Genomic DNA, 12,384 nt, shown 5'->3' with positions numbered 1-12,384 from the left:
GCCATGAATGGCGGTGGCGTATTTTTACTGCTGTTTTTATTTTTTAGCTTCACCCTGGGCCTTGCCCAAATGGTGGTGGAATTTACCCTGGGCCGCAGTGCGCAAACTGGGCCGGTGGGGATGTTCCGCAAGCTGGCCGGTAAATCTTGGCCGCTGATTGGCATGATGGGGATTTTTGCAGGCTTTGTGCTCTACAGCTTTTATAGCGTGGTGGGCGGCTGGACGCTGGCTTACCTTGCGCTGGCCATGGATGGCTCGGTGCTGACTACCGACACTAAGGTGCTAAAAGATACTTTCGAGCATTACGTATCCAATCCTTTCTGGCCGATTCTGACCCACGGCGCTTTTGTACTGGCAACATTGGGCATTGTGATTGGCGGCATTGAGAAAGGCATTGAGCGCGCCAGCAAATTGCTGATGCCTGGTCTGTTTATCATCATGTTGATTCTGATCGCCCGCTCACTGACCTTGCCAGGCGCATGGCAGGGCGTGGTGGCTTTCTTTGCTCCTGATTTCTCTAAGCTGACTCCGGCCATGGTGGTTGATGCGCTGGGCTTGGCGTTTTTCTCGCTGTCTTTAGGCACGGGCGGCATGATTGCTTACGGCTCTTACGTCAAGCAAGAAACACCGGTATTGCATTCCGCAGCTTGGGTGGTGGGCTTGTCTTGCACCGTGGCGATTTTGGCCGGGCTGATGATTTTTCCTGCGCTGTTTGCTTTTAATCTTGATCCAAGCGCAGGCCCGGGCCTGACCTTTATGACCATGCCTGTGGTGTTTGCCAGCCTGCCTTTTGGCCAAATCTTTGCCATCGCCTTCTTTGCCCTGCTCTCGGTGGCCGCGCTGACCTCATCCGTTTCGATGCTCGAGCTGATCGCTACGTTATTTCTGGATGAATACAAACTGCCACGTCGCAAAGTGATTCTGGCTTTGTCTTTGGCGGTTTTCCTCTGCGGCATCCCCGCATCGCTGTCTTTTGGCCCTTGGGCAGACGTGAAATTCTTTGGCAAAACGATTTTTGACCTGATGGATTACAGCGTCTCCAATGTGATGATGCCACTAGGCGGAATCGGTGTAGCCCTGTTCGCAGGCTGGCGCGTATGGCCACTATTGGAAGAGCATTCAGGCCTATCCGGCCTGCCACTGTTCGGCCTGAAATGGAGCTGCCGCGTGGTCGCACCTTTATCCATTGCGGTGATTTTGGTGAAGAATCTTTGATATTAATATGCAAACTCTAAAACCAAGATCAAAACCCAAATCCTGAAACACGGAGGACACAGAGAACACGGAGTTTCACGGAGAAAAACCTTTTTGAGTTGAGTTCATTTCTTAGGTTTTTAAGTACTTTCAATCTTAGCTGCAGTTGGGGCTATACCGGCTCGTTGCAGGGGGCTTAAATCTCCCCCTGAAGCACGCCGAAACGAGGAATAAGCGGCTCGGGGTTTCGGAAAAGGGGTAGTGAGGCAGCGAGCGAGCAGCCTTTTTCGCCGAGCCGATTATCCGCAGTGAGGGGCCTTCGTGCTGTTTGGGGCGGCCTTCTTTGGCTTCGTTTCTTGGCCGTTCAAGAAAGGAAGGCCCCCGCGGTGGCTACCGCTCCAAAATCACCGTGCCGAAGGCACTTAAAAGCCTTGTTTTAGATTTGTTGAATGCTCATAGGCTGTAAATCGCCCCGAGGCATATTTAATTAAAAAATGCAGGATGTTTTATGACTACACGTAATGCTTGGGGCTCGCGTTTGGGCTTTATTTTGGCGGCGGCTGGCTCGGCCATTGGGCTGGGGGCGATTTGGAAGTTTCCTTATGTCACCGCCATGAACGGTGGCGGGGCATTTTTGCTGCTGTTTCTGATTTTTAGTTTCACCTTAGGCCTCGCGCTGATGATGGCCGAGATTGCTCTAGGCCGCTCTGCCGCCAATGGCGCGGTGGGCGCGTTTAAAAAAATCGGCGGCAAGCCTTGGGCGCTCTTGGGGCTGCTCGGCGTAATCGCTGGCTTTGTGCTGTTTTCATTTTATAGCGTGGTAGGGGGCTGGACTTTTGCCTACCTTGGCAAGGCCATTGATGGCAGCGTGCTGAGTGCCGATCCTAAGGCCTTAGAAGCGATGTTTGGCAGCTTTGTAGCTGATCCAGTCAAACCCTTGATTACCCATGCGCTGTTTACGCTGGCAACCTTAGGCATTGTGCTGGGCGGGATTGAGAAAGGCATCGAGCGGGCGGGCAAGGTACTGATGCCAGCGCTGTTTATTATTATGTTGATCCTGATGGTGCGCTCTTTAACGCTGCCGGGCGCTTGGGCCGGTGTAGTGCAGTTTTTAGCGCCAGATTGGAGCCGCGTTAATCCTTCGATGGTGGTGGAAGCGCTGGGGCTGGCGTTTTTCTCGCTGTCTTTAGGCGTGGGGGCGATGGTGGCTTATGGCTCTTATATGCATTCCAGCGAAGAGATTCTTTCTGCATCGCTATGGGTGGTGTTTTTGGCGGTGATGATTGCGCTGCTTGCGGGGCTGATGATTTTTCCTGCGGTGGCGGCCTTTGGCTTAAACCCAGCTGCCGGGCCGGGGCTCACCTTTATGACCATGCCGGTGGTGTTTATGCATCTGCCGTTTGGCCAGCTGTTTGCGATCGCCTTTTTTGCTCTCTTGGCCACCGCGGCCTTGTCTTCATCCGTAGCGATGCTGGAATTGATCGCCATCTGGTTTATTGACGATTTAAAGCTGCCGCGTCGCCCTGTGCTGATTGGCATCGCATTGGCGGTATTTTTATGCGGCATTCCGGCTTCGTGGTCGTTTGGTATCTGGTCTGATGTTCGCATCTTTGGCAAAAGTATTTTTGATGCAATGGATTACTTTGTATCTAATCTAGCCATGCCGGTTGGTGGAATTGGCTTGGCACTGCTGGCAGGCTGGAAAGCGGGGGACACGTTGGTGGATGAAGTCGGTTTGCAAGGCTGGAAAAGGCAAGCTTGGCTGATGACCTGCCGCTATCTTGCACCCGTGTTGATTACCGCGGTGCTGGTAAAAAATCTCTAGTCGCTTGCTGCAACGCAAAATTACTGCTTGACTGCCTCACACCTTACAAGGCATTCTAAAAAGCATGAATATAAATAAGATCAATTCCTTTGCAGGCTGGTGGCGCTTTTAATTAAAGCGGCACCTTTGATCTATGGGGCCGCCGAAAGGGTGGCCTTAGCTCGCGCATTCGGTGGCAGATATACCTAGCAACTAGTTTTGATTAGTTTGCTGCTACTAGGAAATAGCGCATGTCTCGTTCGCAATGGAGTTCTAAACTCGGCTTTATTCTTGCCTCTGCTGGGGCAACGGTCGGTTTAGGCTCAATCTGGAAATTCCCTTACGTTACCGCCATGAATGGTGGCGGTGCGTTTCTGCTGATTTTTGTGCTGATCACTTTTACCCTAGGCATTGCGCTGATGCTGGCCGAAATCGCCATTGGCCGTGCTGCGGCATGTGGTGCTGTGGGCGCGTTTAAAAAGCTGGGTGGCAAGGGCTGGTCGGCGGTCGGCTATATCGGTGTGCTGTGCGGCTTAACGGTATTTTCCTTCTATAGCGTGGTCGGCGGCTGGACCATCGGCTATCTGCTGCGCGCCCTCGATGGCCGAGTAATGAGTAATGATCCCAAGGCCTTGGGGGCTTTATTTGGGCAATATGTTTCTAGCCCTATCGAGCCGATTATCACCCATGCTGTGTTTGCCTTGCTCACTCTGATCGTCGTCATGTTTGGCATTCAAAAAGGCATTGAGCGCGCGGGCAAGATATTAATGCCTGCCTTATTTTTGCTGATGCTGGGCCTGATTATTCGCTCCTTAACGCTGCCGGGCGCAGGGGCTGGGGTGATTGCCTTTTTAGCGCCAGATTTCTCTAAAGTAAACTCAAAAATGCTGGTCGATGCGCTGGGCTTGGCGTTTTTCTCACTATCGGTAGGCGCAGGCTGCATGCTGGCCTACGGCTCCTACCTTGGGCGTGATGTAAAGCTGACCAATGCCGCGATGTGGGTCACGGGCTTAACCACCATGACCTCGATTTTGGCAGGCCTGATGATTTTCCCTGCCATTACCGCCTTTGGTTTGGATGCCGCAGCTGGCCCTGGCCTTACTTATATGACCATGCCGGTGGTGTTTAACCATCTGCCTTTTGGTCAATTCTTTGCGGTGGCGTTCTTTGCATTGCTCTTAGTTGCAGCACTGACTTCATCCGTTTCTTTGCTTGAGCTGGTGGCGGTGTATCCCATTGATGAATGGAATCTGCCCCGTAAAGCCACCACTGGCGTGATTACCCTCTTGGTGTTTATTGCGGGCATCCCCGCATCGCTCTCCTTTGGTGTGCTGGGCGAATACAAATGGTTTGGCCGCAATGTGTTTGAGCTAATGGATTACAGCGCGTCCAACATCCTACTGCCCTTGGGTGGAATTGGCACGGCGCTGTTTGCAGGCTGGAGAATCTGGCCGGTGATTGAAGCCGAGCTAGAACTTAGCCCAGTTTTAAACTGGGGAATGAAGTGGATGTGCCGCGTGGTAGCTCCGGCATTGATTGCTTTGATTTTGGTTTATAACCTGTAAAAACTAAGCCCCTTTGACGAAGGGGGCAGAGTATAAGCATCTATAAAAGTTAGCCACCATTGTTCCCAATCCTATCAACCCGCCCTGCGATGCTTTAGGGAACCTCGAAAAACCCATCTGGTCTCATAATACTGCGTTGCGTTTTAAAAAAATCGCCTTACATATCAAACATATGCAGCGTCGGTTTTTTTAAAATGCGCCTTGTCTTATTTAGAAATATAGGTTTTTCGAGGCCCCCTTTAATTGATTATGTGCAATAGAGTCATGGTAAATAATTAAGTTGATAGGATTGCAGTTGTTTCCTCCCTTTGAAAAAGGGGGGCGAGGGGGGATTTGGCGCCAATATAAAGACAAATCCCCCTCAATCCCCCTTTTACAAAGGGGGAGGTTAAGGCCAAACCCCTGAGCAGTGTCTATTTGCCTCAGAGCCTTACCGTTTATCCCCATCCTGCAGGCACAAGCTTGTGAGTGCTCTGTGGATAAGTAAGGCAAGTGTTTGTTCTGTAGGTGGCTTTTTTAGCTGATTAAATTTTAAGCAAGCTGGCATTTAGGCAGGATAATAGATATTAAAAAGGCCAGCGTATCTACTGGCCTTTGTCTTATCTGGCTTTCTGCCAGCGCTTTTGCAAGCTGTCAAAGCTTAAGTAGAGCGCGGGGGTGATGTAGAGGGTGATGAGCTGCGAGAGCACTAAGCCGCCGACTACCGCCACACCCATGGGTTGGCGCAGCTCGGCCCCTGCACCGATACCAATGGCAATCGGCATGGCGCCCATAATGGCGGCGAGGGTGGTCATCATAATGGGGCGAAAGCGCAATAGACAGGCCTCACGGATGGCTTCTTGTGGGGCTTTGCCTTCTTTGCGCTCGGCCTCTAGCGCAAAGTCGATCATCATAATGGCGTTTTTCTTGACGATACCAATCAACAGCAAAATCCCCACCATTGCGATAAAGGTCAGCGGTAGGCCGACGATATCCAGCGCAATGAGTGCCCCCACTGCCGCAGAAGGAATGCCTGCCAGAATAGTCAGTGGGTGAATCCAGCTTTCATACAGCACACCCAGAATCACATAAATCACCGCCACAGCCACTAAAATTAGCCAGAGCTGGGTGTTTTGCGATTGCTGGAATACGGCTGCATCGCCAGCAAAAGCGCCAAATACTTTAGCGGGCAGCTGGATTTCTTGCTTTAGCGCTTCAATACTTGCCGCTGCTTCAGACAGCGTTTTACCTTCGGCCATATTAAAAGATAGCGTCACCGCAGGCAGCTGGCCTTGGTGGTTGATGGCGTTATTGGTCATGATCCGCTCGACGCTGGAAAACGCCGAGATCGGCACCAGCACGCCGCTATTGCTGCGGGCATAGAGCTTGTTCAGCGCCGATTCATCACGGCGATAATCGTCACCAAGCTGCATCAGTACCGAGTAGCTGTCTTGCGGCAGGTAAATGGTGCTGATTTCGCGCTCACCAAACGCGCCATACAGCGTTTCGCGCAGATTTTGCATATCGATGCCCAAGGTTTGGGCTTTGTCTCTGTCGATATTGAGCCTTGCTTGCAGGCCGCGCTTTTCGGTGTCTGAGGTGACTTCGGTAAAGATGGGTGATTGGCGCATGGCGCGCATCAGCTTGTCTGACCAATCGCTCAGCTCATCCGATTGCACGGCTTGCAGGGTGTATTGGTAGCGGCTTTTTGAGCTACGTGCGCCAATTTTTAAGTTTTGGGTCGGGTTAAAAAACACCGAGATGCCGGTAATGCCGCTGGTGTCTTTACGCAAGCTGGCTACGGTTTTTTCCATAGAAAGCCGCTGATTGCGTGGCTTGAGGGTAATAAACATTCGGCCACGATTGCCACTAGATAAGCTGGAAACCACCACGTTTACATTGGGATTTTTTTGGATGCGCTCGGCTACTTCTGTATGCAATTTCAGCATGGCAGGGTAGGCAATATCCTGTGGGCCTTCGCTGCTGGCCTGAATCTGGCCAAGATCTTCTTCAGGGAAAAAGCCCTTAGGCATAGATTGATACAGCCAGCCTGTTAGCACAAAGGTGGCCAGCGCGATAATCAGCATCAGCTTGCGTCGGCCTAGGCTCCAATCCAGCGTGCGCTGATAGCCGCTGAGCATGCGATGAAAGCCACGTTCAAAAAAGCGGCTCCATGCAGGCACATGGGCATCCGGCGCTTCGTGCTTAATATAACGTGCCGCCAGCATGGGGATCAGCGTGAGCGCTACCACGGCGGATACCATAATTGCGAGGGTCACAACGGCAGCAAACTCATGAAATAACAGGCCAATGGTGCCGGGCATAAAGAAAATTGGGATAAACACGGCAATCAGCGATACCGAAATGGATACCACGGTGAAACCCACTTCTTGCGCGCCCTGAATGGCCGCCTCTAATGGTTTCATGCCGTTTTCTACGTGGCGCATGATGTTTTCAAGCACCACAATCGCATCATCCACCACCAAACCAATGGCAATGGTCAGCCCCATCAGCGAGATATTATCAAGGCTATAACCTAGCCAGTGCATCAGCGCAAAGGTGGCAATCAGCGAAATGGGCAGCGATAAAGCAGGGATTAGCGTGGCCGCAGCGCGGCGTAAAAACAGCAGAATCACCCCCACTACCAGCAGCATGGTCAGCAGCATAGTGAGGTTGACATCGTGAATGGCTTCGCGCACAGATTGCGATCTGTCGTTTAAAACCTGCACGTTCACCGATTCAGGCATTTGCGCTTTAAGCTGCGGCAGGGCGGCTTTAATGGCGTCAACCACGGCCACGGTATTGGCATCGGATTGGCGCATTACGGCCAGCACAATCGAGCGCTCGCCATTAATCCAGCTACCGCTTTTCACGTCTTGTACGCTGTCTTCCACGGTTGCCACATCAGAGAGGCGTACCGGTTGTTTGTTTTTTTGCGCGACGATTAAGTTAGCAAAGTCGGCGGCGTTTTTAAGCTGTTCATTGGCTTGTAGCGCCAGTACTTGGCGATTGCCGTCAAGCTGGCCGACAGGGGTATTGGCATTCGCCGATTTTAGCGCGGCGGATAACTCCGCCAGCGTCATATCCCTTGCCGCCAATCGCTCTGGGTTGACTTGCACCCGCACTGCAAAGCGCTTCTGCCCATAAACCGTCACTTGCGCCACGCCGTTCAGGGTAGAAAGCGTGGGTGAGATCAGGTTGTCACCATAATCATTCAGCTCGGCCAAGCTCATCGATGGCGAGTTAATTCCTACCATCAGTACGGGTGCATCCGCAGGGTTTACCTTGCGGTAGCTGGGCGGGCTGGTCATGTCTTTAGGTAGGCCGCGCGATGCACGATACAGCGCGGCTTGCACATCCACGGCGGCATCGTCGATATTGCGGTTGGCGTCAAATTCTAGCGTGATCGATACTTTACCTTGAGTGCTGCTCGAGGTAATAACGGCGAGGCCAGGAATAGTGGAAAACTGCTTTTCTAGCGGGGTGGCCACCGATGTCGCCATGGTTTCTGGGCTGGCACCGGGCAAGCTGCCAGACACTTCGATGGTCGGCATATTAAAAGACGGCAGGGCGGAAATCGGTAGGTTAAACCAGGCCACTACCCCAGCAACAACGACCGCCAGCCAGAGCAGGGTGGTGGCAATCGGCTTATTAATACTGAGTAGAGAAATATTCATTTTGCGGCACTGGCTGGTTTTTTAGCCTTGGCTGCACTTGCTTCTCTGACCTTGCTGCCTTCGCGCAGATTTTGCCCGCCTTCTTTAACCACGCGCTGGTTACTGCCAATACCACTGACAACGGCGCGCTCGTTTTCTACCTGCAAGAGCTCAACTGGAACCGCTTTAACGGTTTTGTCTGGCTGAATCACAAATACAAAGCGTTGGTCTTGGCCGGTTTGTACCGCTTGTACCGGCAGAACAACAGCATTTTTCAAGGTGCCCGCAGCAATTTCTACCGGCACAAATGCGCCTGGCCATAGCTGGTTTTTAGGGTTGGCAAACTCGGCCTTTAAAGTAATCGTGCCTGAGCTGGGATTCACGGTGTTATCGATAAAGCTCAGCTTGCCTTGCAGCTTGCTATCATCGCTAAGCTGCGCGTTGACGATGATAGGACGTGGTGCATTTTGCAGGGTGCTTAAGTTGCGCTCAGGCAGGCTAAAGGTCACGGTAATGGGGTTGAGCTGGCTAATGCTCACCAATGGGGTGGCGATGCTGGGCTGCACATAGCTGCCGGTATGCACTTCAACCAGACCGGCGCGGCCGTTAAGCGGTGCTTTGATTTGTGAATAAGATAAGGTGATCTTGGCGGCATCTACTGCCGCGCGTTCTGCGCTAAGTGTGGCTTGTAGTGTTTCTAGTTTGCTTTGTGCGTTATCGAGTGCAGTTTTAGAGATAAAACTTTGCGCTGCCAGCTCTTTTGAGCGCGAATAGTCTCGCTCTGCTGCGGCCAGCTGAGCTTGGCTTTGCGCCAGTTTGGCTACCGCTTGGCGCACATTGGCTTCGTCCTCCCGCGCATCTAGGCTAAATAACAGCTGCCCAGCGTGGATCTGATCACCTTCTTTAAAGTGAACTTGGCGGATCAGACCACTTTTTTGCGGCCTGATCTCTACTTGATCTAGTGGAGTCACATGGCCCTGAGCGCTCAGCTTGAGTGCAATATCTGCACTCTGGGTTGTGGTTGCAATCACTTGCTGTGGCGGGCGCTCTATTTTTTCTTTAGCGGCTTCTTTGCCACAGCCCGCAAGCAGCAAAACAATCAGGGTCAGGCTTAATTTAGTCATTCATTATTCCAGCACGAACACCGCGCCGGAATCGTACGGTGATCGCAATCATTGTCAGAGCCACCATTAGGCCAAAGCCGGTAATAATGGCGTACATAGGAGGGATTCCGCTTATTTGGAATTGGTGTGTAACGGCGGCACTCGCGCTGGCGGTGATGGGCTGGCTAAAGTATTTCACCATTAATGCATGAATGCCAACCATCACAAGAATGCCAATATTTTCATTAAAGTTTTGTACGGCAATGGAGTGCCCCGCGCCCATCAGTGTATGGCCTCTATGTTGCAGCATGGCGTTTAAAGGCACCACAAAAAAGCCTGATAAGCAGCCCACAATAAACATCAAAAACGCAGCCAGCCAAGCATTGTGAACAAATAGCATGCCAATCACCAAGATGCCCATGGCAATCCCTGCAGGCAGCACATTAAATGCTTTTTTAAGTGGAATACAATGCCCCGCCAATATGGCACCTGCTGCAATGCCAAATGCAACGACGGCTACTAACTGAGTGGCTTGCACCATAGAAAAGTTCAACCAAATGATGGCCCAGTTCAATACTACCAAGCGCATGGTGGCGCCTGCACCCCAAAATAAGGTGGTTACCCCCAGCGATAACTGCCCCTGTGGATCTTTCCAAAGCTTGGCAACGCAGCACCAAAATTCTTTGATTAAAGCAATAGGTTGAAGCTGTAGAGGTTTGAGTTCTACATTCAATTTGGGGATGTAGCAGTTAAGCCAAGATGCAGCGAGATAAAGCAAAATAATTGCGGCAATAGCAAAGGTGGCAGGGCTAAAGTATGTGGCTAGATGCGTGGTTTTTAGCCAAGGCGCAATATGAGATCCAGCCAGTAAGCCACCTAAGATGGTGCCAAAAATAATAGCGCTGACTGTAGCCCCTTCTAACCAGCCATTGGCAGCAACCAATTTTTCATGTGGAAGGTATTCGGTAATGATGCCGTATTTGGCGGGGGAATAAGCGGCAGCGCCAAAACCAACTAAGGCATAGGCCATAATCGGCGGAATGCCCACTAGCATCCCTAAGCAACCGACTAGCTTAATGCCATTACAAATCATCATTGCTTTGCCTTTATGCATGGAGTCTGCAAAAGAGCCAGCAAAGGGGGCAAGCACTACATAAGAAACGGTAAAGCACCACAGCAGCATAGATAAATGCCATTCGGGTGAGCTTTGCTCCTTAAGGAGTGCTAGCGCTGCGAAGAAGAGGGCGTTGTCTGCTAGCGCGGACAAAAATTGCGCGCCAAGAATAATGAAAAATCCGCGATCCATCTTGGAGCAATATCCATTTTTATAGTAAGGGGTTTATATCACAAAAGAGCATAAGTCGGCATTGTCGCTTTTGCGCCTTACGTATGATTAACAAGGTTTATACTCTAGTCTTTTCTTTGCGATGGTTTTGTCATGACTCGCCCGATCCGCGCTGTGATTCATACTGCAGCGCTTGCTGCTAACTATGCCCATGCCAAAGCGTGCGCGCCAGCTAGTCAAGTATTTGCCGTTGTAAAGGCCAATGCATATGGACATGGTATCGCCAATATGGTTGCAGCCTTGCCCAATGCGGATGCTTTTGCCACCTTAGAAATGTCATCAGCACGCTCCCTAAGAGCGCTTGGGGTGACGCAGCCCATTCTATTATTAGAAGGTGTATTTTCAGCGGCAGAGCTACAGCTCTGTGCTGAGCAGAGCTTTTGGCTAGCGGTACATGATGAACGCGGCTTGGCTTGGCTAGAAACCACGGCTCTGGCGTGTCCAGTGCATGTTTTCTTAAAATTAAATACTGGCATGAATCGGCTAGGATTTCCTGCTGAGCAAGCGCCAGCCCTTGTGGCCCGCTTGAAGCAGTGCAGCAATGTGGCCAGTATTACGCTGATGGCCCACTTTGCCAGTGCCGATGTACCTGAGCTGGGTGTGGCGGCGCAGTGTGCGCGCTTTGACGCGGCGTGTGCGGGTTTGGATTTACCCAAAACCTTAGCTAATTCGGCCGCGCTCTTGGCTTATCCTGAAACCCATCATCAATGGGTGCGCCCTGGCATTTCTTTATATGGATCATCCCCATTCAGCACTAAAAGTGCTAAAGAGTTAGGCCTGCAAGCGGCGATGACGCTGACCGCAGAAGTGATCGGCGTGCAAAATTTACAAGCAGGCGATGCCGTTGGATATGGCGCTAGTTTTGTTGCTGATCGTGTGATGCGGATCGGTACGGTGGCATGTGGCTATGCCGATGGCTATCCACGCCATGCCCCAACCGGCACGCCAGTATTGGTGGATGGAGTGGCTAGCCGCTTAATTGGCCGTATTTCTATGGATATGCTGGCCGTAGACCTCAGCGAGCTGCCTAACTCAGGAGTGGGCAGCCAAGTTGAGCTGTGGGGAGCAAACCTCTCTATTGATGACGTGGCAACCGCGGCTGGAACAATAGGCTATGAGCTAATGTGCGCCGTGGCGGCTCGTGTGCCTGTTTTTGTTGAGTATTAATGATCTGATGTTACGCACCAAGGCATTTCATCCACGAAAAACACTAAATGCACGAAAAAAGCGAAGAACTGATGTTACGCAACCAAAACCCAAATCTTGAACCATAGAGGACACGGAGTTTCACAGAGAAAAACATGAGTTAAATTTTGCTATTTTTTTTTGGTTTTTAGTCATTTCAAAGCTTATTTTATTGAGTTTTGATCTCCACTCGTGGCACGGGGCTGAAGTCACCCCTTGAAGCACGCAAGCCCCGAACAAGCGGGGCGGGGGATCGCTTGGGTGCGAGGCACGAGCTAAACCCGCCCGCCGCCGACTCGATTGTCCGCAGCGCAGGGGATTTCGTGCTTCGTGGGGTGTAAAGGTCAAGGACATAGGTAACACTTTAGTCCGCAGACATAGGTGACACTTTTCGCGTTAAAGTTAAGTAATCATTTTCCTGATTATGTCTCTTGCTCAGTTAATCTCCCACGCGGGCAAGGCTTAGCTATGAGTAATGCATGTAGCATTCGTGGAATTAGGGCGCACAAATCAAAACGCCGATTAAATCGATACTGCATTTCTGCCAAATAGC

The 12,384-nt window shown here is 51.4% G+C and carries 7 protein-coding genes and 1 pseudogene; 4 read left to right on the top strand and 4 right to left on the bottom strand.

What is annotated here, in order from left to right; translation table 11 throughout:
* The 3 genes from Q0R17_RS17260 to Q0R17_RS17250 form a co-directional block, all read left to right on the top strand.
* On the top strand, nucleotides 1-1,215 hold a 1,215-nt coding region (locus Q0R17_RS17260; RefSeq protein ID WP_293937224.1), incomplete at its 5' end, for a sodium-dependent transporter.
* 487 nt (nucleotides 1,216-1,702) lie between these two features.
* A complete protein-coding gene (locus Q0R17_RS17255; RefSeq protein WP_293937222.1) occupies nucleotides 1,703-3,019 on the top strand; it encodes a sodium-dependent transporter in 1,317 nt (438 codons plus the stop codon).
* 230 nt (nucleotides 3,020-3,249) lie between these two features.
* Nucleotides 3,250-4,563, top strand: a complete 1,314-nt coding sequence (locus Q0R17_RS17250) for a sodium-dependent transporter (protein ID WP_293937219.1) — start codon at nucleotides 3,250-3,252, stop codon at nucleotides 4,561-4,563.
* Between the two features lie 599 nt (nucleotides 4,564-5,162).
* On the opposite strand, the gene Q0R17_RS17245 is transcribed toward Q0R17_RS17250, so the two are convergent.
* Genes Q0R17_RS17245 through lplT form a run of 3 tightly spaced genes read right to left on the bottom strand, consistent with a single transcriptional unit; the run spans nucleotide 5,163 to nucleotide 10,607 of the window.
* The gene (locus tag Q0R17_RS17245; protein ID WP_293937216.1) at nucleotides 5,163-8,219 is read right to left on the bottom strand and encodes an efflux RND transporter permease subunit; all 3,057 of its coding nucleotides are present in this window, start codon (nucleotides 8,217-8,219) and stop codon (nucleotides 5,163-5,165) included.
* Nucleotides 8,216-9,322, bottom strand: coding sequence for an efflux RND transporter periplasmic adaptor subunit (locus tag Q0R17_RS17240; RefSeq protein WP_293937214.1), 1,107 nt, complete (start codon nucleotides 9,320-9,322; stop codon nucleotides 8,216-8,218). The genes Q0R17_RS17245 and Q0R17_RS17240 overlap by 4 nt, the downstream gene beginning before the upstream one ends.
* Nucleotides 9,315-10,607, bottom strand: coding sequence for a lysophospholipid transporter LplT (gene lplT, locus Q0R17_RS17235; RefSeq protein WP_293937211.1), 1,293 nt, complete (start codon nucleotides 10,605-10,607; stop codon nucleotides 9,315-9,317). Before lplT ends, Q0R17_RS17240 begins: the two co-directional genes overlap by 8 nt.
* 132 nt (nucleotides 10,608-10,739) lie before the next feature.
* On the opposite strand from lplT, the gene alr reads away from it, so the two are divergent.
* Nucleotides 10,740-11,813, top strand: coding sequence for an alanine racemase (alr, locus tag Q0R17_RS17230; protein WP_293937208.1), 1,074 nt, complete (start codon nucleotides 10,740-10,742; stop codon nucleotides 11,811-11,813).
* 440 nt (nucleotides 11,814-12,253) lie between these two features.
* Here alr and Q0R17_RS17225 read toward each other — a convergent pair.
* Nucleotides 12,254-12,384: pseudogene (locus Q0R17_RS17225) on the bottom strand (IS1595 family transposase); the annotation flags it as partial.

Source organism: Iodobacter sp. (assembly GCF_025352645.1).
Taxonomy (GTDB): Bacteria; Pseudomonadota; Gammaproteobacteria; order Burkholderiales; family Chitinibacteraceae; genus Iodobacter.
Note: the sequence above shows the minus strand (reverse complement) of the source record. Positions and strands in the feature narration are given on the sequence as shown.

Bases quoted from the DNA above. Each gene is read 5' to 3' on its own strand.
- Q0R17_RS17250 (WP_293937219.1), top strand. From the start codon at position 3,250: ATGTCTCGTTCGCAATGGAGTTCTAAACTCGGCTTTATTCTTGCCTCT.
- lplT (WP_293937211.1), bottom strand. From the start codon at position 10,607: ATGGATCGCGGATTTTTCATTATTCTTGGCGCGCAATTTTTGTCCGCG.
- alr (WP_293937208.1), top strand. From the start codon at position 10,740: ATGACTCGCCCGATCCGCGCTGTGATTCATACTGCAGCGCTTGCTGCT.
- Q0R17_RS17255 (WP_293937222.1), top strand. From the start codon at position 1,703: ATGACTACACGTAATGCTTGGGGCTCGCGTTTGGGCTTTATTTTGGCG.
- Q0R17_RS17245 (WP_293937216.1), bottom strand. From the start codon at position 8,219: ATGAATATTTCTCTACTCAGTATTAATAAGCCGATTGCCACCACCCTG.
- Q0R17_RS17240 (WP_293937214.1), bottom strand. From the start codon at position 9,322: ATGACTAAATTAAGCCTGACCCTGATTGTTTTGCTGCTTGCGGGCTGT.